Source organism: Shewanella holmiensis (genome assembly GCF_025370255.1).
Taxonomy (GTDB): domain Bacteria; phylum Pseudomonadota; class Gammaproteobacteria; order Enterobacterales; family Shewanellaceae; genus Shewanella; species Shewanella holmiensis.
In genome coordinates this window covers 80,547-106,208 of sequence record NZ_JAMTCD010000016.1, presented here as the reverse complement: position 1 = coordinate 106,208, position 25,662 = coordinate 80,547, and the positions used below count along the sequence as shown (strand labels likewise).

Genomic DNA, 25,662 nt, shown 5'->3' with positions numbered 1-25,662 from the left:
AGTATTGGGCTCAGCCCCAACAATGTCTTCTGAGTGTTCAATTGATAAGCAGCCAGAAGACAGCTTGTGGCGAGTGGCGACAGCTAAGCATAAATCTTGGCACACCAATATTTTTGGCGCCATGTTAGCCATCTATGATGCAAATCCGAATGCCTTTGCTCAGCAAAAAATTAATATGCTTATGGCCGATGCCAAACTAAATTGCCCATCACAGGAAATACTCGATCAATATCAAGATGCGCAAGCGGATAAAATGAAGTTTGATGATTTAGTCGCTTTACATAGTGGCAGCTGAAACCGTCGTGAAGTGGTGAAAATAACCGCTTGTGTAAGCATTAAAGACGCTGTATTATCTCGCGCCTAAAACATATTCTTATTAACTGCATGTGGTGTCCAACTTCGGGTTGTGATAGCGACATGGCCTTCAATTTGAGGTAACCCCAATGAAACCAGGTATTCACCCAGAGTACGCAGAAATGACCGCAACTTGTACTTGTGGTAACGTAATCAAAGTAAATTCAACTGCAAAGAAAGATTTGCACTTGGACGTATGTGGTGCATGTCACCCATTCTACACAGGTACTCAGAAGATCGTTGATACCGGTGGTCGTATTGACAAGTTCAACAAGCGTTTCGGTATGCTTGGTAAAAAATAATTGCTTTTGCAATTATACTAAAGGCGCCTTAGGCGCCTTTTTTGTTTTTTGCACAGATGAAAACTGACTTTTTAGTTATAAATAATAGTCTTGTGTACTTAGCTAAGATTGTTGTTATTTTTACTAACATTTATGTCGTAAAACTGGCTTATTAGGGTTTAATTTTGAAAATGTTTGTTATTTTACTACATTTTTAACTTGTTGATTTTAAATAACTCGTAAGTGATAAGTTAGTATTACGTTGCTTATGCCTTTCAATGGTCGGATCGGTGGGTAAAGTTTGAGTTTTTGATTTATATCCTGTTATTTTTAGCGTATTGTTAACATTTTCCACTGCTGTATAAATCAGCAGTTATTAGATGTTGTTCACCATATAGCGCACTCAGGATTGATAAAATGTCAGATTTTCGCCAACAAGCTCTCGACTATCATGAATTTCCCGTACCAGGCAAAACTGCTGTCTGTTTAACTAAACCCGCTCAATCTAGTTATGATCTAGCGCTAGCGTATAGCCCTGGCGTTGCTGAGCCTGTGCGTGAGATAGCGGCTGATCCTGAAACGGCTTATCGCTATACCAATAAAGGTAATACCGTTGCGGTAATCTCTAATGGCACCGCTATTCTCGGCCTCGGTAATTTAGGGCCTTTGGCGTCAAAACCTGTAATGGAAGGCAAGTCATTATTGTTTAAACGTTTTGCAAACATTGATTCTATCGATATCGAAGTAAAGCACCGCACATCGGAAGAGTTTATCAATACAGTCGAAGCGATTGCTGATACGTTTGGCGGTATTAATTTGGAAGATATTAAAGCCCCTGAATGCTTTCAAATTGAAAAAGAGCTCATTGCCCGTTGTAACATTCCTGTGTTCCATGACGATCAGCACGGTACAGCGATTGTTACCGCCGCTGGCATGTTAAATGCGCTTGAAATTCAAGGTAAAGATATCAAAGATGCGGTGTTTGTTTGTTTAGGTGCTGGCGCTGCAGCAATCGCTTGTATGACGATGATTGTTAAATGTGGTGCTTTGCGTGAAAACATTTATATGCTCGACCGTCAGGGCGTGATTCATACTCGTCGTGATGATTTAAATGAATATAAAGCGTTGTTTGCCAATAACACTGATAAGCGCACCCTGCAGGATGTGATTGATGGTGCCGATGCATTCTTAGGCTTGTCTGGTGCAAATCTACTGACTGAAGAGGACATCAAATTGATGGCACCTAATCCGGTTATTTTTGCATGTTCAAATCCAGATCCTGAAATTAAACCAGAGCTCGCCCATAGCATCCGTAAGGATCTGATCATGGGCACAGGACGCAGTGATTATCCTAACCAGGTCAATAACGTATTGTGTTTTCCGTTTATTTTCCGCGGAGCGCTAGATGTAAGAGCATCGGTAATTAACGATGAAATGAAATTGGCGGCTGTCTATGCAATTGCCGATTTAGCCAAAGAGCCAGTACCAGAAGATGTGTTAGCGGCTTATCCGAATGTGAGTGCATTAAGTTTTGGTGCTGAATATGTATTGCCTAAACCAATGGACCCAAGATTATTAGTTAATGTAGCACGCGCCGTGGCGCAAGCTGCAATTGACTCTGGCGTGGCTAAGATAACCTCCTTGCCAGTGTATTAATTGCGCGATTACAAATTGTAGCGTGTGTAAATACCATAGTATTGAAAGGGGCTTCGGCCCCTTTTTAATTTTTATTAACAATGTGATAGTGTTTAAATCACAATAATATCCACAGAGTTTAGGTATACTTAGCGCAAAAATAATAATAAACCTTAATATGGGATGGTCACAGGCTATCAAAGCATTATTATTACGCCCGAATCAGATGAATTTACTGAACGTTTAGATACGACATCATGGATTTGTAATGAAAAGGGGGAATTTTCACTTTGATAACAAATGTGGCTACTACTCCATCTGTATCACTTGAGTTGTTATTAATAACGTCCAGCAGGAAGCGGATAGATGAAGCTGACTAAAATCCTCACAAAAAAGTTAACCAGTTTTTGGTTAGTTTCTCTGGCTGCGGTAGCCTTTGTTTTTTTATTGTCTGCGCTAATGAGCTTTGTACAACTCACTTACCGATTTCAACAAAATAAAGTCGCTGAACTGGAGTCTATGATAGTGACGCACTATCAGCAGCACGGTACAGATCAATTAGACACTTGGTTGCCTGCAGTATTAAAAGCTTATCATGTGGTGCAATTTCAATTGTTGTTAGACCAACAAGCTTTATATTCCTATCAAACAGATGCGCACAGTAGTGCATCAGGGTTAACCCTTTATCATCATATTATTGACCCACAAAGCGCTTTAACCGTGAAATTTGAATTACCGTCGCCCCTAAATAATTATGAGCTTAGCTGGTATGAATTGTTGATTCTATTCATTGGCTTTGGCGCCATTAGCGTATTTGTGCGTTATGGATTGAAATGGATTACCCATGAGTTAGACGGTGTTGAGCTACTGGCATTACGCAGTAAAATGATCATAGATGGCGATATACAAGGCGCAAAGCTATCGGCGGCTAAAGGGCGTCCTAGATTAATTAACCGCGCAATATCAAAACTTATAAATGATCTGGAAGATGCTCAACAAGAGCGAGGACGCCTAGATCAGTTTATTCGTGCTAATACCTTTCTTGATCCTGTGACTGAAATAGGTAACCGACTTTATTTTGAAAATCGACTTGCAGCCTTGAGCCATGACAACAAAATGGTGGCCTATGGCGTAGTTTTTTTACTTGAATTTGATGATGATGCCTTAATGAATGTTCAAGCTGACATTGAAGCTAATAAAGCATTTATTACGCAAATCGTGGCGATTATCCCCCCGTTAGTGATTGATTACACCGATGTAATTTTTGCAAGACGAAGTGCATTACAACTTGCGATAGTGGTACCACAATTATCACTTGCTGAAGCAGATTTATTGGCAGACAGGTTAATTCGTCGCTGTTTGTTGGTTAAGCATCATCAAATTGCTAATCATGATAACTACTTGCACCTTGGAGCCGCATTTTATAAAGCAGGCGATCAGCCTTCACAAATTATTGAAGAAGCTGAAATGGCTTTGCGTGCAGCCCAGCTACAACGACTCAATACCTGGTTCATGTATGATAAAGGCGCCGTCGATAAAGAAATGGCAAAAGGGTCAGTCAGATGGCGTAGTTTTTTAGAATATGCCCTGGTTAACAAACGTTTTTTTCTGCTACATCAGCCTGTGCTCGATAGCGACAATAGCTTGTTGCATTATGAGATTTTTAGTCGAGTCAGAGACAACCAAAATACTGAAATACGTGCGACGCTGTTTATTCCTATGGCCAATAAGTGCGGTTTGATGCCACAAGTTGAAAGGATGATAGTTGAGCAAGTCTTATTTAACGTTATGCCAAAAAATGACGCCATTTATTGCGTTAATTTAAGCATGGATACCCTAACAAGCCGTGCATTTATTCGTTGGATCCAATCTGCATTACTTGAGCACCGTCCTTTAGCAACCAGGCTAATTTTTGAAGTTTCTGAAGATATTTTTATAAAACATCAGCAGCATCCTCAGCTAGCCAAAACGCTGACCATGTTATCAAAGATGGGTGCTAAGTTGAGTGTCGATCATGTAGGTAAGCAAGTGGTAGGGACGCATTATATTCAAACCTATGATTTTGATTTTGTGAAATTAGACCGTTCGATCATTCGTCAGGTACATGAGCGGCCTGAAAATCAGTTATACATTCGTAGCCTTATTGGTGGTCTTTTGCGATCTAAAGCACAAGTGATGGCCGAAGGCGTTGAAATATTTGAAGAGTGGCAAACATTGAAGATATTGGGTGTCAGTGCCGCACAAGGTCCATTTTTGGGTGATATTGCCCTTGTGTAACCTTGGTTAAATATAAGGTGTTATTGACATCAAATTATGTTCAGAACTTGTTTATCTTAGTTGAGCAATCTATCTTATTAAAATAACCCAATTTTAGTATTTTTCTATAAAATTAAAATATTAGCGGTTAAACTGGTAAAAAAGTTACTGACGTGTCAATGTCATTTTTCGTTTCTAGATAAGTTACATCACAATATTGATGTGAAATGATTATTTTCAACTGTGTTATCGGTTGAGCTAGTCATGATGATTTGAGTGTTAAGGTGACTTCTGGTTAAATTAAGCTGTGATGAATATTTTCGATGAATCAGTGTGTTTAAGATTGGCAGTGTTTAGACCGTAAAAAGGCTTGCAAATGAATAATGGTTTTTTGAGTAAATTAGCTTTTTGGCGTTCGGCAGCTAACTCTGGGGTATTGGGGGTATATGTCGGCGTGAACTCTGTGTGGGTTTATCAAGCGGAAAAGTTGGAGCAACCAGAGTCATTTACTGAGTTCGATTTAGCAAAAGATAATTTCTTATTTACTTTTAATGAGATAAAAAGTCAATTTGGCACAGCCAAGTTGCAAGTTGTCCTTTCAAGTCCACACTACGAATTATTACAAGCCGATAAACCTAATGTTGATCCTGCAGAAGTTTGCCAAGCACTCATTTGGGCTATTAAAGATATGGTGGCTCAACCCGTTGCAAATATTCATCTTGATTATTTTGAGTCAACCGTATCAACCAATTCAAAAGTGAATGTGGTGGTGACTCCAAGAGATAAGCTGGTATCGTTAGCCACTGCGTGTGATGAACTTGGTTTTACCATTGCAGGGATTACCATTGAAGAGTTGGCCTTAACCCCGCTATTTGATGCAGATAACATGGCACATATGCTAGTGACTCATTTACCTGATGAAGAGCTATTATTTACCGTGATAAAAGCGGGTGAATTACTTATGCAGCGTAGGGTTAGGGGTTTTAATCAATTACATAAAGCAAGTGATGAACAATTAAGTTACGGACTTGCTGACAACCTGAGTTTAGAGATCCAACGTTCTATGGATTATTTTGAGAGTCAGCTACGTCAAGCACCTGTGTCGAGCATCAATTTATTAACTGAAGGTCAGCAACAGACCTTAGTTAAATTAGTTGCCGCCAACTTTAATCAACAGGTTAAAGCCGTTACACACCATGGTGTGCCCGCTTATTTAGCACAATTGGCTTTTAACGATCTTGCAAGAGGTGAGGCGTGATTAAAACCAAAGTTAATCTTTACAGCGCCACCTTATTACCGCCAAAGCAGCGGTTAAACTTTTTGACGCTTTCGGTTTCTGTCGCAGTACTGTTAGGTTTAACGGTATTGTTATACGTAGTGGAAAGTTACCAGTTTAATGAGCTTCAACATCAGGCTAGCCAAGCAGCGCAGAAAAATAACCGCTTAGTTGAGCAAAAAGACAATTTAGAAGCACAAGTTGCTCAACGTGTACCCGATCAAGACTTAGTCACTAGAGTTGAGTTAGAGGAACAAAGACTTACCCTAAAACGTTTACTTAAAGCTGAATTGGAAAACCGCACAGCATTGATTAGTCAGGGCTATTCGCCAATGTTGACTGACCTAGCCGCTGTCGCGGATGCCAATGTGTGGTTAAGCCGAATTTATTTCAATGAGCAGCAAATTGAATTTGAAGGATTTGGTCAACAACCTTCTAGTATTCCTCGTTGGATTGAACGCTTAAAAACCGGAGATACTTTAAAAGGCTTTGCCTTTGCCGCAATGACAATGGATAGAGGTGAAAATCAACCTTTGGCCTTTAAGTTAACCAGTGTGCAAGCTGACAAGGAGGCTGCTAAATGAAGCAACAATGGCAGCAACTTGAGCAAAAATTTAATGGATTAAGCCAGCGTGAACGCTTATTAATTGCCGTAGCCACGCTTGTGGTTATCGGTATGGTTGCGTTTATGCCACTTGAATCAAAATGGCTTGATATCAGTAAGGTGGAAAAACGCTTACAAGCCATACAACAAGAAAGCGACATTACTGAACAGCAAATCGCATTATATCAACAGCGGCTTACATTAGACCCAAATGCCGATTACCAGCAAAGGTTAACATTACTAAATACCCAAATGGCTGAGGTAGATGCTGAGCTTAATGCGCAAATGGTTGATATGGTGCCCGCTGATTATATGCCGACGGTGCTGGCGAATCTGTTATCTAACGATAAAGGGATTAAGCTGATTTCGTTTAACTCCATTGCACCGGTCGCTTTATTGCAAGTGGGGGATGATGAACAACAAAAAATGAACCTTTATAGCCATGGCATAAAACTGGTGGTCGAAGGGGATTATTTTGCGATATTAGGTTTTGTCAAAGCCATTGAATCTATGCCTGATAAGCTGTATTGGAAGCGATTAGATTATCAAGTCGAAACGCACCCCAAAGCCAAGGTCGAATTAGAATTATACACATTAAGCATCAATAGGGACTTTATCAGTGTTGCTAAACAAGATTAATCCTTACCTCTCATTAGGCTTTCTTTCCATGACGCTGGTTTATGCTGCGCATGGACAGTCGCTGCGAGATCCCACATTGCCGAGCCACACTTATCAAAGTGAGGCTGTGACAAATACACAACAAAGTTTGGTTCTCAATAGTGTCATCAATGGCGCGTCATCCTATGCGGTAATCAATAACAAAATTATGAAAGTGGGCGATACAGTACAAGGTGTGCGGATTGTGTCGATTGGTAAAAGCCAAGTGAGCTTGTCTGATGGCCGTAAACTCCATTTATTCCAGTCGGTAACACAGAGATAGGACAATAACTACAATGAAAACGATTAACTATATTACCCCTCTGTTGATGCTAAGTTTGATGGCATGCCAGACGACTAATCGTCCAGATCCGAAAGATTCAAAAAGCGCCATTAATGAATCTTTAGTTCAGGCGCAGGCGCCTAAAGCGGTAACGCCCCCGCCAGCGATGATGCCTGCGGATGTACAACGTGAATTAAATAGTCAAAATAGTATGGGAGCAGGTATGCCTCCTTTGCCTGCTGAACGACGTTTTGATGTGTCAGCGCATAATGTGGATGCGCGGGTGTTTTTCCCTTCATTAGTCGAAGGCACACCATTGAGTGTCGCGGTGCACCCTGAAGTGCAGGGCACCATTTCGTTGTCACTAAAAAGTGTCACCTTAGGGGAAGCTATCCAAGTTGTGGAAGATATTTATGGCTACGAGGTAAGCCGCGAAGGGCGTGTATTACGCATATTTCCTGCCGGTATGCGCACTGAAACATTCTCATTGAATTATCTGTATATGGAGCGAGAGGGGTTATCATTAACATCGGTTAGTTCTGGACGCATTTCTGATAACAACAGTAACTCGAATTCGAACAGCAACAGCAACAGTAACTCGAATTCGAATAACAATAATTCAAGCAATAACAATAATAGCGATAGTAATAACAATGGTAGCGACAACACTAATGGCACTTTCATTCGCTCTAAAACCAAAACGGATTTTTGGGGTGAGTTAAAAGAAACCTTAACCGCTATTATTGGTGATACTGGGGGCGGTCGTCAGGTTGTTGTAACCCCGCAAGCCGGTTTAGTCACTATCCGCGCCTTCCCAAATGAACTTCGTCAAGTGCGCTACTTTATTGAAAAGGCGGAGTCACACTTGCATCGCCAAGTTATTCTGGAAGCAAAAATTATTGAGGTCACTTTATCTGATGCGTATCAACAAGGAATTCAGTGGGACAGTGTAGTTGGCCATATAGGCAATACTAATATTGATTTTGGTACCGGTGCAGGCCAGGGGCTGAGTAATCCGATTACCAGTGTTATAGGCGGCGTGACGTCTATTAACGTTAAAGGTACTGACTTTACCACTATGATCAGCTTGCTAGATACGCAAGGTGATGTAGATGTGCTATCAAGTCCAAGGGTGACAGCTTCCAATAATCAAAAAGCGGTAATTAAAGTCGGCAACGACGAATACTTTGTGACCGATGTGTCATCGACTACGGTTGCAGGTACAACCCCTGTAACCACTCCGCAGGTTGAATTGACCCCATTTTTCTCTGGTATCGCCTTAGATGTGACACCGCAAATAGATGAAGATGGCAACGTTTTGCTACATGTTCACCCTTCAGTCATTGATGTAAAAGAGCAAACTAAATTAATAAAAATTAGTGATTCAACGCTAGAACTACCATTAGCTCAAAGTGAAATTCGTGAGTCTGATACTGTTATTAAAGCAGCATCTGGTGATGTCGTGGTGATCGGTGGTTTGATGAAGAGTGATAACATCGAAATCGTTTCAAAAGTCCCACTGCTTGGCGACATTCCTTTTATTGGTGAGGCATTTACTAATCGCAGTCGTTCGAATAGAAAAACTGAGTTAATTATCATGTTAAAACCGACAGTGGTGGGTGAGGACACATGGAAGAATGAGCTAAAGCGCTCACAAGACTTGATTGAGCGTTGGTATCCTACCCAGCAACAGTAAGATTGCTGAAGGAACTTAGCAGTTATGTATTTGCAACACTTTGGTTTACGGCAGCTGCCTTTTACATTGACGCCTAATACTGGATTTTTTTTCGGGTTAACGCCGCATGTAGAAGCGCTGCAGGTTTTGCAAATGGCTCTTGAAACTGGCGAAGGTTTTATTAAGGTCACCGGTGAGGTAGGCACAGGTAAAACCTTAGTTTGCCGAAAGTTGCTCAACGAGTTACCGTCTCATTTTCAATGTGCTTATATTCCTAACCCCTACTTAACCCCAGCGGAATTACGTTGGGCTGTTGCAGCAGATCTTGGCATTGATGTTGAAGAAAGGCTTGATCAGCAACAATTAACTCGTCTGATACATGAGCGACTATTGACGTTGAACGAGCAAGGTTTTCAAGTGGTGCTGGTGATTGATGAAGCGCAAGCACTGCCCGACGACAGCCTTGAGGCATTACGATTATTCACCAACCTGGAAACCGAAAGCCGTAAATTGTTGCAGGTTGTGTTATTTGGACAACAAGAATTAGATGAAAGGTTACAGCAAGCTAAGTTACGTCAACTTAGACAGCGTATTACCTTTAGTTATCATCTCAGGCCGTTAAATTGGGATGAAGTACACGCTTATATGAATCACAGATTAACCATTGCAGGCTTTCAAGGCAAAGCCATTTTCAATGTTAAAGAATCGAGATTTATTGCAAATGCAGCCCGAGGTATTCCGCGTTTGGTGAATATCTTAGCCCACAAAACATTGTTACTTGCCTTTGGTGAGGGCGCTAAAAACGTCTCAATAGCGCATTGCCAAGCCGCCATAAATGACACCGACGATACAAGTGAACCTATTAACAAGCCAAGCTTTATATCGCTGAAATGGTTACTGGTTCTCCTTGGCTTTACACTAAGCATTTTTGCTGTAATGCAATTAAGTTCGGCAGCATGTTGCAGTCATTGGTTTGCTCAAGTAGGTGAGTGGTTATGAGTGTTATAAATAAAATGCTGCAAGATTTAGAGCAACGTCAGCAGAATGAAGATGGCACATCTAAGGCTGAAACTAACCAATTTATTCGACCTACACTCGAATTTACAAGTCAGGTAGCTAAACCTAAAAAATCACGTTTAGTCTGGCTAGCATTCTTGGTCTTACTGGCAATGACATGGATTGGCTTTAGTCTATTTAATCAAGCTAATCGGGTTGTGAATAACACCTCCCCATCATCGCAGCCATTATTAGATGATAAGGTTGTGGCAGCAAAGACTCCCAAAGAATCGAACGCACCAGCATACGCCACACCACAGACGGTTTCAGCAGAAAATAGCATGTTAGCTTCTCAAGATGCTGATTTATCAATGAGTCATAATGCTGAGGTCGCCGACGAGCAACAGATACAAGTTACTTTGAATGACGATACAGCGTCATCAGCCATTTCTCAGTCAAATGATAACCAGGTTGTCACACCTAAAACGGATAGTAAGGTGACTGTGACGTCCGAAAACGCACATAATACTCAGTTAAATTCGTCTGAGTCAGAGGTTCAATCGGTTGCTAAAAATGTTGAGGGGCCTGTAAAGAATACTCCGGTTAGCGCAGAAGATACAAAAGAAGTAAAACCTGTTGTACATTCGCGCTCAGAGGATGGCAAGGCAAATAGCAGTATGACAGTGACTGAAGTTAAGCTGACTAAAACGCAGCTTGCTCAAGTTCAATTTAAAAAAGCGCAAACAGCAGAAAATGACAAACGTCTTGATGACGCTGCGAGTTTATATTTAGACACTATTATTTTAGACCCAAGCTTGCACAGTGCCCGAAAGCAATTGGCAAATATTTATTATGGCCGCAACAATGCCGACACTGCATTACAACTATTAGAAAGCGGCATTGGCATGTTCCCAACACATTGGGAGTTTTATTTAATGAAAGCCAACATAGAAAATGCACTGCAAGAATATAACTCGGCGTTAATTTCATTAAGTTATATTGATGATAATGGTGAGTTCGCCAGAGATAAATGGGTATATCAAGGCGATATTGCGCAAAAAGCCGCCCAGTTCAGTGTGTCTGAAGCCGCTTATCGTTCACTGTTAAAAATAGAATCGACTCAAGCGAGGTGGTGGATGGGACTGGCTTACGCGCTAGATTCTCAGCAGGAATACATTAAAGCCGCTGCCGCTTATCGTTCAGCATTAAATTACCCAGGCTTATCAAATAGCGCGACTGAGTTTGTGAAGCAGCGTTTAGTACAACTAGGAGAAAACCAATGAAACCCAAGTTAAAGATGCGTTTAGGTGATCTTTTAGTTCAAGAACAGATTATTTCAGAAGTACAACTGCAGCAGGCATTGTCTGAACAGCGTAATACCGGTAAAAAACTGGGTCGTACGCTAATTGATTTAAACAGTATCAGTGAAAATCAGTTACTGAAGTTTTTATCTCAACAGCTAAATTTGCCATTTCTGGACATTAGCCGTCGTCCAATTACCCCAGAGGTAGTCAATATATTACCTGAGGTGCAGGCGCGCAGACATCGCGCCTTAGTGGTTGAAAGCGATAACGATAGTGTACTGGTGGCCATGAGTGATCCAGCAGACCTTCAGGCTATTGATAATTTAGAAGTACTCGTTGCGCCCAAGCTATTAAGAATTGCCGTTGCCCCAGAGCAGCAATTATTAGACGCTTTTGATAACTTGTACCGCCGTACTGATCAAATTGCTCAAATTGCCGGAAAATTAGAAGAAGAATACGCCGCAGACGACATGTTTGATTTGGCGAATTTGACCCAAGGTGACAGTGATAACGAAACAACTGTTGTTAAGTTATTGCAATCTATTTTTGAAGATGCGGTACAAATGCGCGCATCGGATATTCATATCGAACCCGGTGAAAAAGTTTTACGGATCAGACAACGTGTTGATGGCCAATTGCATGAAAATACCTTAAACGAGGTCAATATTGCCTCGGCTTTGGTATTACGCTTGAAGTTAATGTCCGGTTTAGATATTTCAGAAAAGCGTTTACCTCAGGATGGCCGTTTTCACATTGAAGTTAAAGGCCATAAAGTAGATGTGCGTATGTCGACGATGCCGATTTACCATGGTGAGTCAGTGGTAATGCGTTTGTTAGATCAAACCGCGGGTTTACGTACCTTAGATGAAACCGGCATGCCGCCACATATCGTTGCGCGTATTCGGAAGCAGATTAAACGTCCTCATGGCATGCTGCTCGTCACAGGACCAACAGGTAGCGGAAAAACCACCACCTTGTATGGTATTTTGAGTGAGTTAAATACCGCTGACCGCAAAATTATTACCGTCGAAGATCCAGTTGAATATCAATTGCCTCGTATCAACCAAGTGCAAGTAAACCATAAAATTGGCTTAAATTTTTCCAATGTTTTACGCACTACCTTGCGTCAAGACCCCGACATTATCATGGTGGGGGAAATGCGCGACCAAGAAACGGTAGAGATTGGTTTACGAGGCGCATTAACGGGTCACTTTGTATTATCGACTTTGCACACCAACGATGCGGTAACCAGCGCACTTCGTTTGCTTGATATGGGCGCGGCCAGTTATCTGGTTGCCAGTGCTCTACGCGTGATCATCGCGCAGCGTCTTGTTCGCCGTGTTTGTCATAACTGTAGTGTCGATTATCAATTAACTGCAGCCGAAACCAGCTGGCTAAAAAGCGTTTCAAAAGAAGACTTTTCTCAGGCCACCTTTAAAGTTGGGACGGGTTGTCAAAGTTGTAATGGTTCAGGTTATCGTGGCCGAATTGGTATTTTTGAAATATTAGAGCTTGATGAAAGCATGATTGATGCAATGCGTACCGGCAATCCGCAAGACTTTGCCCGTGCAGCCTTAAAAAGCCCTAATTTTGTGCCATTAGCCAAATCGGCGATGGAATATCTGTTTCAGGGCACCACCACCATTGAAGAAGTGTCTAGACTGGTAGAAGATGTCACTGAATCTTCCATTCCGTTATCACAAGATGTGATAAACCAACAAGCGATTGAGGCGTAACTATGCCCATTTATTATTATCGAGGTCGAAATGCGCAAGGTCAGGCTGTGACTGCGCAATTAGAATCAGCGAATGAAAACTCCGCTGCAGATGCCTTGATGAGCCGTGGTATTATTCCGCTTGAATTGAGAGAAGTTAAACCGACAAGAACCTTTTCATTGGGCAGTTTGTTAGGCAGCAAAGTGTCGTTGGAAGAATTACAGATATTTAGCCGCCAAATGTATTCTTTAACGCGCTCAGGTATTCCTATTCTTCGTGCCATTGCGGGTTTATCTGAAACCACCCATTCAGTCAGAATGAAACAAGCGCTAGATGATATTTCAACCCAGCTAACTGCGGGCAGACCTTTATCATCGGCAATGAACCAACACCCAGACGTGTTTGATTCGTTATTTATCTCTATGGTTCATGTGGGAGAGAATACCGGTAAATTGGAAGATGCTTTTATTCAGTTGTCGGGTTATATCGAACGGGAACAAGAAACCCGCCGTCGGATTAAGTCGGCTATGCGATACCCTATTTTTGTGTTGATTGCCATCGCCATTGCCATGGTCATTTTGAATATTATGGTGATCCCAAAGTTTGCCGCAATGTTTTCCCGCTTTGGTGCGGAGCTTCCTTGGGCCACTAAAATTTTGATTGCTACCTCAGATCTTTTTGTTAATTTTTGGCCGCATATGCTGGTGGGGCTTATTGGCATGATTGTGGGGATCCGTTATTGGCTGCATAGTGAGAAAGGTGAGAAGAGCTGGGATCGCTGGAAATTACATATCCCTGCAGTTGGTTCGATTATTGAGCGCTCAACCCTGTCACGTTATTGCCGTAGTTTTTCTATGATGTTAAGTGCAGGCGTACCCATGACACAGGCATTAAGTTTAGTGGCTGATGCTGTCGATAATGCTTACATGCATGACAAAATTGTTGGCATGCGTCGCGGTATTGAATCTGGCGAGTCAATGTTACGGGTGTCTAATCAAAGTAAATTGTTTACGCCATTGGTTTTACAAATGGTGGCTGTAGGTGAAGAAACCGGCCAAATAGATCAACTGTTAACGGATGCGGCAGACTTTTACGAGGGTGAAGTCGATTACGATTTAAAAAATCTTACCGCAAAGTTAGAGCCGATTTTAATTGGCTTTGTGGCCTGTATTGTGCTGATTTTGGCTTTAGGTATTTATCTGCCAATGTGGGATATGTTGAATGTGGTTAAGGGCTAGGTTGTTGCACACATTATGCCTTAAGGCCCCATTATGCTGAAGCAACAACAGGCAGAGGGTGATCTCATCAAGGTCTATGGTCGGATGATCGCCATCGGCGTTTTTTTATTAATCTTGGCAGTGCTGGGGTTTAGGCATTTAAATTCAATTCCCAGCATGACGGGCAAAAGTTTAGCACTTGAACATAATCGACTGCTTAATATCACAGCTATGATAAAAAGCCAGTGGCTATCTACAGGCAGACCAAAGCAGTTACTGCTGAATTGGAAGAGTATGGCGCCAGATGTGCTCACAAACAGTCAAGCAGATACGTTAAATTTGGTGCCGTTACAAGCAAAGGAAGAGTTGGACGCTCAGTTGGCGGCAACCGGTAACTGGATTAGCTTGTCAAATAAAGGCTGGCCGGTGATTAATAGTTTAGATGTCATGGGATGTGAGCGTTTATGGTATCAATTACTCGCCACACAACTTAATGATATTGCTGTAAGTTATGATGCAGATACCCGTGTTTGTCGTTACTTGGCAGAAGATTCCACCAGTATCAGTTATCAATTCTCCACGGGAAGGATACTTTTTTTCCAGGGTGATAGCACAAAAGGCTAAATTAATTTTAGCAAATACCAATAAGCTGCTAATATTAGTAGATATATACGAAAATTAGTGCGATGCTAATTTTCAGTTGAAATAGTGGGACAATTGAAAGAGTGAATAACTTATGAAGTTGAATCAAAAAGGCTTTTCTTTAATCGAGTTGGTGATTGTTATTGTGATCCTCGGTTTACTTGCCGCTACCGCGATTCCACGTTTTTTAAACGTGACTGATGATGCTGAAAATGCCAGTGTAGATGGTGTTTCCGGTGGTTTAGCTACAGCTGTCGGTTTTGTTAGGGCGCAGTGGGAAGTTGATGGTCGCCGTAATACCTCGGTGATATTAGACGGTACCAGTGTCTCGTTAGATACTCGTTTTGGTTTCCCTACGGGTGTGACTAACACCGACGTTACCTCTATGACAGACTTAACATGTCAGGAAGTATTCAACAGTGTATTGCAAAGTGCACCACGTAATGTACTTTATACTCAAGATGCACGTGACCAGCGTTATACTGTTAGAGTGTTAGATAATGTTGGTGGTTCAGCGATCAGTATCAATGGCACAAATGTAACCGGTATCGATTTGTGTGTTTACCATCAAATCGCATCGTTGACTGTCGATCAAACTTCAGGCATCGCCACACCGACGCCTGACTTAACCACAAGTGGTGCTAAGGGTGTGACCTATAACCCAGGTACAGGACAAGTGTTGTCTTTCACTAACAACTAATTCATTTTACTGTTGTGTTATTGAATATAATCAAATATAACAACAGTTAAACGGTTCTAGATTTACTTTTAAGAGGTTTTTATGCAAAAAATTATGCAAAAACAACAAGGCTTTACCCTAATTGAATTAGTGGTTGTGATCATTATTTTGGGTATTTTAGCGGTAACCGCAGCGCCTAAGTTTATCAATCTGCAAGGCGATGCGCGCGTGTCTGCTTTACAAGGTTTAAAAGGTGCAATTCAAGGTGCTAATACACTCGTTTATTCAAAAGCGGCATTGGCGGGTTTAGAGAAAGGCACTGGTAAATCAGTGGTAATTAGTGGTGATGCAACAGCTAACCCTTCAACAGCTGTTACTGTCACGACAGATTATGGTTACTTAACGGCCACACTCTTAAATTTTCAAACAGCAGTTGAATTAAGTGTTTCTGCAGGAACCGATCCTGCTAGTGCATCAATCACAACTGATTGGATTTTTGATGCAGCTACTGGTACTTTCTGGCAAGCAGGCGCACCTTCAGATTGTAAGTTCACATATAAAGCTGCAACAGCTACAGCTGTGCCAGTGTTTTCAGCAATGCCTGACCCATCAGAGTGTTAATCTTGTTTTGACGTTTAAAGCCTGCATTTTTGCAGGCTTTTTTGTTTTTGATTTGAGTTGTTTTTACCGCTAACATCAATTTCTTTCCTATGATCCCCTGTCGCAACAAATAAATCTAAATCACAACAAAATCAATTAAGTTTATCAACAGTAATTTTTGTTAAGCATTTGTTTTAAAATGATTTGATACAAAGTGTTACGCTAGGCGACGAGACAGAAAATTGACGAAATGCGATAATTTGCCACTTACATGGGGTATGGCTTAGTTAACCAGCTAGGCTAGCTGTGATGACGGTTTGCTAAGTGCTTAATGGCGCCAGATTAGGGATGTCATAGTTTGTCATAGCCCCCTTTATTTTATTGTGTCCTACAGGTCGTATTTATGCAAAAGCAACAAGGCTTTACTTTAATTGAATTAGTAGTAGTGATTATTATTCTTGGCATTTTAGCGGTAACTGCCGCGCCTAAATTTATTAATTTGCAAGGGGATGCCAGAGTGTCAACTTTGCAAGGCGTAAAGGCGGCTATTCAAGGGGCAAATACCTTAGTGTATTCAAAAGCGGCCTTGGCTGGAGTAGAGAAAACCGACAGTACCTCAATTGCCATTGATGCCACAACTGATGTCAATATTGCCTACGGTTATATTACGGCTCAAAAAGATGATATCGTTGCTGCAACCGACATTTCTAGCGCAGAGTGGGTATTAGATGAAAGCGTTGCTGGGGAAGTAAAAATTAGCCAAAATGGCGCACCAGAAAAATGCTATTTCATTTATAAAGCCGCCGCTGGCGAAGGGTTATTGCCAACTTACACTTACGATTTACCCGTATTGTCCGCTAAAGCATTTCCTGAACCTGAAGATTGTTAACAGAGCTATGCATTAAAGGCTTGGGAACAAGCCTTTTTTGTTTTTGTTTAAACCTTTAAATACCTTGGGCACTAATTGTTTAGCTGTTATCCAGCTGCGCTAGTATGAAGGGCTGCACCTGCAAGATTACTTCATCCGCAAATTGTTGGACGTAGAACATTATTTAAGCAGATTTCAGCTTGCTGAGATTGAGGTCTGATTGACTCCTATCAGTTTGTACGCACTTATCTTGGTGTTAATTCAACTACAAAATGTCAACATCGCGCGTTTAGGTGCAATATCTCGCTTTCGATGCATATCAACCACAGTGATTTGGCTTAGCGATGCTATATATTAATCCTAATCGAGGTTGAAGCGCCTTTGTTTTATGGATTGAATGCCATAACGCCCCAATAAAAAGCAACAAATAGGCAGACAAAGCGTAAAAAAATTTGCCATACTATCAGGAGTTAACCGCCAAGATTACGATGAATTAATAAAAGGGTGACATGAATTTTAATCGCTCATCATTAAAGCAAAATGGGTTTAGTTTAGTTGAACTTGTTACCACTATTATTCTTATCGGCATTATTGCGGTTGTTGTTTTACCGCGTTTTTTTTCTGACTCCAGTTACAGTGCTTACTCGCTCCGCAATGAATTTATTTCAGAATTACGTCAGGTTCAATTAAGAGCGCTCAATAACACCGATCAATGCTTTGATGTAAACGTCACTCCTACAGGCTATCAATTACGCCATTATTCAGGCCGTGCAGGTAACAGCTGTACTAACATAATTCGTGCCGAAGCCTTCCAAGCTTTTAGTGGCAGGGCATCAGTGAGTTTGACTGCATCAGCTAGCCAATCTTTTACTATTACATTCGACAGTCTAGGGCGGATGTTATCACCCAGTTGTGCGGGGATGTGTTTCAATATTAATGCGGATGAAACCTTGCAAGTTGGCGTTGAGTCAGAGGGGTATATTTATGCTCTCTAATCTGCACACTCTATGTTATCAGCGAAAATCAATGGATGTTGCTCGGGGGCAATTGGGTTTTTCATTAATCGAACTTGTGGTTGGTATGCTGGTGATCAGTATCGCGATTGTGATGCTGACATCGATGTTTTTCCCTCAAGCAGATAGGTCGGTTGAGTCGCTATATCGAATGCGCTCAGCTGAGCTGGCGCATTCAGTGATGAATGAGATTTGGGGTAAACGCTATGATCAACAAACTAACCCCAATGGCGGCGTGCCAGCGTGTAATACTGGCACTCCATTAGTGCCATGTTCATCAGCCTTAGGGCCTGATGGTGAAGGACGTGATGATTATAATGATGTCGATGATTATCACGGACTCAATATCAATTCATTTATGTTCAATTCCAGCCAAACCTATGCCGCTGTTTACACAAACTTTAACCTAAATGTTAGCGTGACCTATGTTGATGCAACCACTCAGGCAGCTAAGCTCATTACCGTAGCGGTTACCACCCCAAGCAGCGAAGTCATTACTTACCAGTCTGTAAGGAGTAATTACTGATGCCATATTTGAACGGTAAACGTGGTAAGCAAACGCAAGGTTTTACGCTGGTTGAAATGGTCACTGTGATTCTTATCCTCGGCATTATTGTGGTGGGTGTTAGCAGTTTTGTGATTTTTGGTACACGTATTTTTGTTGAGTCTAGCGCGGTGGATCAAGTGTTAAGTCAAAGCCGTTTTGGTGTTGAGCGCATGACAAGAGATATTCGTAGTGCCTTGCCCAACTCAACAAGATTAATAACGGCTGTTGATGGAAGCTATCAATGCATTGAGTTTGTGCCTATTGCAGCAAGTACATCCTATGTGAGCGCCCCGATAGCGCCTGCACCAGCGAGTAATGCTGTTAGTGCCATTGCAACCAATCAAACCATTGCAGCAGGTCAATGGGCAATGATTTACCCGTTAACAGCAACTGAGATTTATAATCCAACAGGCAGTATTGCTAAACGATTTTTGATTGCAAATGTTGCCACGATTGCTGATCAAGTGAACATCACCTTAGCAGCCTCAGTGCGCTTTACTGAAGATTCGCCACTAAAGCGCCTGTTTTTAGTGGCGCAGCCAATAAGCTATTGTGTTGAAAAACAACCCAATGGCACGTCAAACTTAAAACGTTATGCGAACTATGGTTATCGCACGGCGCAGCCTTCGCCATCAATAATGGCAAATGGGGTGATTATGGCGCAAAATATTATTAATAATTTGCAAGTTGAGCCAGCAATCGTGTTAACGCCTTCAAGCCTAATAACAAATGCGATAGTGCATGTTGAGCCACGCTTTAGTGTGAATGGCGAATCATTCAAATATCAGCATCAGGTGCAGGTGATCAATGTTCCTTAAATCATCGATAAAATATAAACAACAAGGAAGCGCGCTCATTATTGGTATTTTTGTGCTGATTGTGATGTTTATGCTTGCCGCAAGTTTGATTCGCATCGTGGCTGATGGAGATGAAGCTATTTCTATGGAAGTGTGGGGGGCAAGAGCCTTAAACAGTGCAAATAGTGGTGCAGATGCAGCATTAGCGCAGTTGTTTCCGTTGACGGGAGGCGCAGCTTCTTGCACCAATGTTAGCGCGACGTGGATACCACCTGTGAATGAAGTTGGATTTCATGGTTGTCGAATCAATATTACCTGCAGTAGTGCAACTGTGGGTACGCTTACTCAGTATCGAATAAATAGCAAAGCGATTTGTGAAACAGGCGGATGCGGTATCGATAGTAGTACCAACTGTTTAAGAGTGCAAAGGCAAGTAGAGGTGGAAGCCCGTGGGAATTAGATCAATATTTTTTAAATTGATATTGCTTAGCTTGCTGCTTGTTGTGAGTTGTTTTGCCGTGGCTTTTGATGTGATTGATGAATCAGTCATTTGGCCTAAAGCGGCGCAGGGTCACTCCGGGGACAATAATGCAAGTTGTAATACGTTAAATACCCCTCAGTTGTCAATGCAGAGTGGCTCAAGGATAAACGGCACTTTAGGGCAAGCACTTGATTTTTGCAGCAGCAACTCAAATTCTGGGATGCCAAACGACAGCTGTGATGATGGTGTGGGTGGAACGCGTAAATGTACTATTACCAACAAGAAAATTGTTGGATTAAAGATGAATGGCAATCAAGCCTTTAAAACAAGTACTGGTAATGATGGTGGAATAGGTTTTTGCAGTGCAGGACAAAATCTTACCTTAGGTGCTGACGGTAAAAATCAATTTTCAACAGTTGAGCTTTATGCCGCATGTAAATTAACAATGTCTACCTCTCAATCTGAGTATTCATTCAAGAAATTACATATTGGTGCGGGTGCTAAAGTATTACTTCCTGCCGGTGATTATTGGATCGATGATTTATTTATTGATAATAATACAGAAATAGAACTGCTAGGCAATGTACGAATTTTTGTTAATAACAATAATTCCAGTATGGATGGCGGAGCAATTAATAAGAAGAATAATTTTAAATTACAGTTTGTTGCTTATAATAATTTTTCACTTACCTCTGGCTCATTGATTAATGGCAATGTTTATAGCAATCAAGATTTAGTTATGAACAATGCATCTGTGATTAATGGCAGAGTAACTGTTCGTTATTTGAAAATGTTTAATAATAATTCAATTAATCCATCATTACCTGTTGGTCCTCCATTTCACATTCAATATGGCAAGGCTACTACCGCAAACGTTACTTTCACAACGGCATTCCCTGCAGGTGTAACGCCGCTGGTATTTTTGATGCCTACGGTTTCACAAAGTAATTCTAATAATGATGGACCAGCGTCAGTTTTTCTCAGTAGTGCAAATAATCAAGGCTTTATCTGGACTCAACAAGAACCCAAAGATACCAGTAACCGCTACACTCCATCGGCAAATATGCCTGAGATCCATTGGATTGCGGTTACTCCGGGGACCCATGATTTATCTAATGGCACCAAATTAATCGCGGGTTCGGTTAATTATAATCAGGCGTTATTTGGTTCGAATTCTCCCTATACCCAGGTCGCCTTACCAGCCAGCCAAGATGTGTTATTGAATCAATTACAAACGCGCAATAATGATTGCTGGTTTACCAGTACTTCGCAATTTACCGCCACAGGCATTGAACTGGCGTTAGATACTTCCGAGGTGAGAAGTAATAATAACCAGTGCCAACCAGGAAATCTCAATAATACGCAAATACAGAATGAGACAATAGGTTATTTATCTGTGGCATCGGGGAGTGGTGCTATGGTGTTAGGTGGTGAGAATACTAATTATCATTTTGGTAAAACTCAGACCTTTAATGTGGGTGGAGTACAAGACCTTAATTATCAATGTGGTTTCACAACACCGTTAATCGGATTCACTGTTCCCCCGGTATTAGTCGCTGGTAAGAATAGCCGTAATGGTGGCGATGGTGGGTGGCTACGGCGTTGTCAATTAACCAATAGTTTGGTCAGTATGGTCGTGGACGAAGATACGTATCGTGACTCTGACCGTGGTCATATTTGGGAAAATTATAGCTTTGTTGCTATTGAGCGACTAACTAAAATTAAACAATGTTTTACTGATGATTTCCAACGTACCGATATTGGTAATGATTGGGTGGTATCAAGCAGTGGTGGTGGTTTTACTCCGTCAATAGTCAACAATCGCTTACGGGTAACAGAGGCGCGGGGGAATCAAGCGACGTCATCCACCTATCAACGTTTATTTCCAGCAGCAAACAATTTAGTGGAAATTGAGTTTGATCATTATGCTTATGGCGGCAGTGGTGCCGATGGAATCGCATTTGTGCTTTCGGATGCAGCCGTAACTCCGCAAGCCGGTGCTTATGGCGGCCCTCTAGGTTATGGTGCTCGTTCGAATGTCAATGGTTTTGCTGGTGGTTGGCTAGGATTTGGTATTGATGAGTATGGTAACTTCTCAACCGAAGGTGGTCCTAGTGGTCCTGGGCGCCGTCAGCAATCTGTTGCTGTGAGGGGCTCGGGGTCGGGTACCAGCGGTTATCCTTATTTGCGAGGCTCTTGTAATAATGGCACCACGAATACGACTGGCAACTGCCTTGCGCCAACGGTAGATAACAACAATGTGACTCCAGCACATCGTTATCGCATCACCGTCGACTCAAAAATTGTCGGTCAGTCTATAGTTAAAGTTGAGCGTAATACTGGCTCCGGTTTTGTTGAAATCATTCCTGCGTTTGATGCCGCAGCAATCAATACTCAGGCGGCTGTGCCCGCTGACTTTTTATTATCGCTGACAGGATCTACGGGTGGCGCCACTAACAACCATGAAATCGATAATGTTGAAATTTGTGCATTAGAGTCACGGCCTATTGGTGTGGTGATTGATCATTTTGAATATACCCACAGTGGCAGCGGATTAACCTGTGGCCCAGAAACATTAACCCTTAAAGCTTGTGCTAATCCGGATTGTACTCAAACTGTGCCTGATTTTATTACTGCGACATTAAGCCCTGCCACTGTGACTGGTGGCGGAGGTTGGGTTGGCGGTAATACGGTTAGCTTCAGTGGTGGCTCAACAACTGTTCAGTTGAACCGAAATACTGCAGGTCCGGTAACCGTTGGCGTGACAGGTTCAACACCAGGCGCGAAACCTTTTAGTCAAACCTTGTGTCGTATCGCTGGTGGTGCAGCATCTGTAGCTAACTGTACGCTTAATTTTGCCGATAGCGGCTTTATCTTTGATGTGCCCGATAAACTCGCGAATAAGCCAGCAACAGACATAGTAGTCAGCGCGGTTAAAAAGGATGACATCACCAAGCAATGTGTTCCAAGCTTTGCCAATGTGTCTAAAAATGTGGCTTTTTGGAGCACATACACCAGCCCATCAGCGCCGATAAATGCGCAAAGTGTGTCGGTCAATAACACCGATGTCGGCAAAACCAGCGCTACGGCAACCAACATAGCACTTGCCTTCGATGCTCTAGGAAAAGCTAACATTGCTGTGAATTATCCGGACGCTGGCCAGCTTCAACTCGATGCAAGATATACAGGCACGGGTGATGAGCAAGGGTTAATCATGGTCGGTAATGATTCTTTTGTGAGTTTTCCGGTAGGGTTATGTATTACGCCGCAAGATGCAGCTGCTCAATGTGCTGCTGGTAATAGTACTTGTAACGTGTATAAAAAAGCAGGTGAGTCATTTAACTTATTGATTCAAGGTAAAGCATGGCAAGTAGATGGTGATACGAATTATTGTGATAACCTCAATACTCCAAACTATGTTCATAGCGACATCAGTTTAGGCAGTAGTCTAGTGGCTCCCTCAGGTGGTGTGGCAGGTGTTATTTCTAATACCGATTACAATCATGTTGCCAATATCACCAATACCGTGTCGCAATCCATTAGTGAAGTGGGGGTATTTAAGTTCAGTGCCAAACCGCCTGCCAGTTATTTAGGATCAAGTTTTTATAATATACCACTCGCGCAATCTGCCAACATTGGCAGGTTTGTTCCAGACAGATTTGTGGTTGACAGCGTGAGTGTTTTACCTGCCTGCGGCGTATTTAGTTATATGGACCAGCCTTTTCTACTGTCGATGGATATTACAGCGTACAATACTTTTTCAAGTGAGACGAAAAATTATCAAAATAGCTTTGCAAAAGGTACTGCGCAGTTAGTCGGTGAAAATAGTAATAATGGCACAGAACTATCAAATCGCCTTAGTAGCTTGCCTGTTAATGCTGCTTCATGGGTGGCGGGTGTGGCAACGGTCGATGCAAGTTATCGTGCTAAATTTGCCAGAACTCTTGCCCCTAATGTTGATGGACCTTTTAGCGCGTTAGATATCGGCGTGCAGGTTTTTGATAATGACACCAATATTGCTTTTGTTGCCGATCCAGACATGCGCCCCGATACGACAGGCAATTGCACAACACCATCCAATACCTGTACGGCTAAGCGAATATCGACTCAAGACCTGCGTCATGGACGTATGTTGATGGACAATACCTATGGGCCTGAAAATGAAATATTACGCATGCCTACTTATGCACAATATTGGAACGGGAGTCAGTGGCTTTTAAACCCTAATGATAGTTGTAGCGTAATCAATGGTAGTCTAACTGGCACTGAAATTTATACACCAGCCAAAGCCAGCGCTGAAACGGTGACTCGAACAGGTAATAGTTCGACAGTGTCAGCAGGAAACACGTTATTACTTTGGCAAAATACCGCGGTGCAAAAGTACCGCGGCCAAGTTAAAGCCCCTTTAGCCGTTGACAGCTGGTTACAGTGGTACTGGAATTATGATACCAGTTCGCCCAATTTACTCGTAAATCCACAAGCAAGTGCATTTTTTGGCCGATATCGTGGCCACGATCGGATTATTTATTGGCAAGAGGTGCGTAATTAATCAGATATGTTTGGGGTTAATGTTTTTTCTACCGACGATTTTGGGGTTTTATGAGCTGTTTTTAAAAAAATATAGCCAGATTAGCAATTGTTAACCCTCCCGGTCTTGTAGATTGCGGGTGTGGTTGATAAAGTTAGCTGATTTTTCTTTCTTCTGACTTCACAGAATACAGGCCTGATACATGTTCAAAAAGCTGCGCGGCATTTTTTCTAACGACCTATCGATCGATTTAGGTACGGCAAACACTCTTATTTATGTTCGCGATGAAGGTATCGTGCTAAACGAACCCTCTGTTGTTGCTATTCGTGGTGAGCGAAATGGTAACGGCCCAAAATCAGTGGCCGCAGTGGGTACCGAAGCTAAGCAAATGCTTGGTAGAACACCGGGTAATATTCAAGCAATTCGTCCTATGAAAGACGGCGTAATTGCAGACTTTTACGTAACAGAAAAAATGTTACAGCACTTTATTAAGCAAGTGCATAACAATAGCTTTTTCCGTCCAAGCCCTCGTGTATTAGTGTGTGTTCCTGTTGGAGCAACGCAAGTTGAGCGTCGTGCGATTCGTGAATCAGCAATGGGTGCAGGCGCGCGTGAAGTATACTTAATCGAAGAGCCAATGGCGGCTGCAATTGGTGCGGGTTTACCCGTGTCAGAAGCCACTGGTTCTATGGTTGTTGATATCGGTGGCGGTACGACCGAAGTGGCGATTATCTCGTTAAACGGTGTGGTGTATTCATCATCTGTGCGTATCGGTGGTGACAAGTTTGATGATGCCATTATCAACTATGTGCGTCGTAATTACGGCAGTTTAATTGGTGAAGCCACAGCAGAGCGCATTAAGCACACCATTGGTACCGCTTATCCTGGCGATGAAGTGCTAGAGATTGAAGTACGTGGTCGTAACCTTGCTGAAGGTGTACCTAGAAGCTTTACACTTAACAGCAATGAAATTTTAGAAGCGCTGCAAGAGCCATTATCTGGTATTGTCAGTGCGGTGATGGTGGCCTTAGAGCAGTCTCCACCTGAATTAGCGTCAGATATTTCTGAGCGCGGCATGGTGTTAACTGGTGGTGGTGCATTATTGCGCGATCTAGACCGTTTATTAATGCAAGAAACCGGCATTCCGGTGATGGTTGCTGATGACCCATTAACGTGTGTTGCACGTGGCGGTGGTAAAGCATTAGAAATGATCGATATGCATGGTGGTGATTTGTTCTCTGAGGAGAACTAATC

General features: G+C 42.1%; 23 protein-coding genes. All 23 read left to right on the top strand.

Features of this window, described 5'->3' with window-relative positions:
* Positions 1–295, top strand: a 295-nt coding sequence (locus NE535_RS12865) for a FimV/HubP family polar landmark protein (RefSeq protein WP_280925440.1), incomplete at its 5' end; no start/stop codon positions are given.
* A 148-nt stretch (positions 296–443) separates the two neighbouring features.
* A complete protein-coding gene (rpmE, locus tag NE535_RS12860; RefSeq protein ID WP_261299027.1) occupies positions 444–656 on the top strand; it encodes a 50S ribosomal protein L31 in 213 nt (70 codons plus the stop codon).
* Between the two features lie 396 nt (positions 657–1,052).
* On the top strand, positions 1,053–2,291 hold the full coding sequence (locus NE535_RS12855; protein ID WP_261299026.1) for a malic enzyme-like NAD(P)-binding protein: 1,239 nt from the start codon (positions 1,053–1,055) through the stop codon (positions 2,289–2,291).
* A gap of 345 nt (positions 2,292–2,636) precedes the next feature.
* Complete coding sequence (csrD, locus tag NE535_RS12850; protein ID WP_261299025.1) at positions 2,637–4,547, top strand: RNase E specificity factor CsrD; 1,911 nt, start codon at positions 2,637–2,639, stop codon at positions 4,545–4,547.
* Positions 4,548–4,902: 355 nt separating this feature from the next.
* Entirely contained in the window at positions 4,903–5,784 is an 882-nt protein-coding gene (locus NE535_RS12845) for a biogenesis protein MshI (RefSeq protein WP_261299024.1), read from the top strand.
* The gene (locus NE535_RS12840) at positions 5,781–6,386 is read left to right on the top strand and encodes a PilN domain-containing protein (RefSeq protein WP_261299023.1); all 606 of its coding nucleotides are present in this window, start codon (positions 5,781–5,783) and stop codon (positions 6,384–6,386) included. The genes NE535_RS12845 and NE535_RS12840 overlap by 4 nt, the downstream gene beginning before the upstream one ends.
* Positions 6,383–7,045: a type II secretion system protein M gene (locus NE535_RS12835; protein WP_261299022.1), complete on the top strand. Its 663-nt coding sequence runs from the start codon at positions 6,383–6,385 to the stop codon at positions 7,043–7,045. Before NE535_RS12840 ends, NE535_RS12835 begins: the two co-directional genes overlap by 4 nt.
* A gap of 28 nt (positions 7,046–7,073) precedes the next feature.
* Entirely contained in the window at positions 7,074–7,346 is a 273-nt protein-coding gene (locus tag NE535_RS12830) for an MSHA biogenesis protein MshK (RefSeq protein ID WP_261299021.1), read from the top strand.
* Positions 7,347–7,359: 13 nt separating this feature from the next.
* Positions 7,360–9,042 (top strand): pilus (MSHA type) biogenesis protein MshL, encoded by a 1,683-nt coding sequence (gene mshL / locus NE535_RS12825; RefSeq protein WP_261299020.1) that lies wholly within the window; start codon positions 7,360–7,362, stop codon positions 9,040–9,042.
* Between the two features lie 24 nt (positions 9,043–9,066).
* Positions 9,067–10,020, top strand: coding sequence for an ExeA family protein (locus tag NE535_RS12820; RefSeq protein ID WP_261299019.1), 954 nt, complete (start codon positions 9,067–9,069; stop codon positions 10,018–10,020).
* Positions 10,017–11,300 (top strand): tetratricopeptide repeat protein, encoded by a 1,284-nt coding sequence (locus NE535_RS12815; RefSeq protein ID WP_261299018.1) that lies wholly within the window; start codon positions 10,017–10,019, stop codon positions 11,298–11,300. Before NE535_RS12820 ends, NE535_RS12815 begins: the two co-directional genes overlap by 4 nt.
* Positions 11,297–13,057 carry a GspE/PulE family protein gene (locus NE535_RS12810; protein WP_261299017.1) on the top strand — a complete coding sequence of 587 codons (1,761 nt, stop codon included), beginning with the start codon at positions 11,297–11,299 and terminating at the stop codon, positions 13,055–13,057. The genes NE535_RS12815 and NE535_RS12810 overlap by 4 nt, the downstream gene beginning before the upstream one ends.
* A 2-nt stretch (positions 13,058–13,059) precedes the next feature.
* Positions 13,060–14,274, top strand: a complete 1,215-nt coding sequence (locus NE535_RS12805; RefSeq protein WP_261299016.1) for a type II secretion system F family protein — start codon at positions 13,060–13,062, stop codon at positions 14,272–14,274.
* 33 nt (positions 14,275–14,307) lie between these two features.
* Positions 14,308–14,877, top strand: coding sequence for a hypothetical protein (locus NE535_RS12800; protein ID WP_261299015.1), 570 nt, complete (start codon positions 14,308–14,310; stop codon positions 14,875–14,877).
* A gap of 112 nt (positions 14,878–14,989) precedes the next feature.
* Entirely contained in the window at positions 14,990–15,595 is a 606-nt protein-coding gene (locus NE535_RS12795) for a prepilin-type N-terminal cleavage/methylation domain-containing protein (protein ID WP_261299014.1), read from the top strand.
* Positions 15,596–15,688: 93 nt separating this feature from the next.
* Positions 15,689–16,195 carry a type II secretion system protein gene (locus NE535_RS12790; protein ID WP_261299035.1) on the top strand — a complete coding sequence of 169 codons (507 nt, stop codon included), beginning with the start codon at positions 15,689–15,691 and terminating at the stop codon, positions 16,193–16,195.
* Between the two features lie 382 nt (positions 16,196–16,577).
* Complete coding sequence (locus NE535_RS12785; RefSeq protein ID WP_261299013.1) at positions 16,578–17,063, top strand: prepilin-type N-terminal cleavage/methylation domain-containing protein; 486 nt, start codon at positions 16,578–16,580, stop codon at positions 17,061–17,063.
* Positions 17,064–17,551: 488 nt separating this feature from the next.
* Positions 17,552–18,037 carry a type II secretion system protein gene (locus tag NE535_RS12780; protein ID WP_261299012.1) on the top strand — a complete coding sequence of 162 codons (486 nt, stop codon included), beginning with the start codon at positions 17,552–17,554 and terminating at the stop codon, positions 18,035–18,037.
* Entirely contained in the window at positions 18,027–18,581 is a 555-nt protein-coding gene (locus tag NE535_RS12775; protein WP_261299011.1) for a prepilin-type N-terminal cleavage/methylation domain-containing protein, read from the top strand. The genes NE535_RS12780 and NE535_RS12775 overlap by 11 nt, the downstream gene beginning before the upstream one ends.
* Complete coding sequence (locus NE535_RS12770) at positions 18,581–19,420, top strand: PilW family protein (protein WP_261299010.1); 840 nt, start codon at positions 18,581–18,583, stop codon at positions 19,418–19,420. Before NE535_RS12775 ends, NE535_RS12770 begins: the two co-directional genes overlap by 1 nt.
* A complete protein-coding gene (locus NE535_RS12765; RefSeq protein ID WP_261299009.1) occupies positions 19,410–19,859 on the top strand; it encodes an MSHA biogenesis protein MshP in 450 nt (149 codons plus the stop codon). Before NE535_RS12770 ends, NE535_RS12765 begins: the two co-directional genes overlap by 11 nt.
* Positions 19,849–24,429: a DUF6701 domain-containing protein gene (locus NE535_RS12760; RefSeq protein WP_261299008.1), complete on the top strand. Its 4,581-nt coding sequence runs from the start codon at positions 19,849–19,851 to the stop codon at positions 24,427–24,429. Before NE535_RS12765 ends, NE535_RS12760 begins: the two co-directional genes overlap by 11 nt.
* Before the next feature lie 181 nt (positions 24,430–24,610).
* Entirely contained in the window at positions 24,611–25,660 is a 1,050-nt protein-coding gene (locus NE535_RS12755; protein ID WP_261299007.1) for a rod shape-determining protein, read from the top strand.
* Positions 25,661–25,662: the final 2 nt, after the last annotated feature.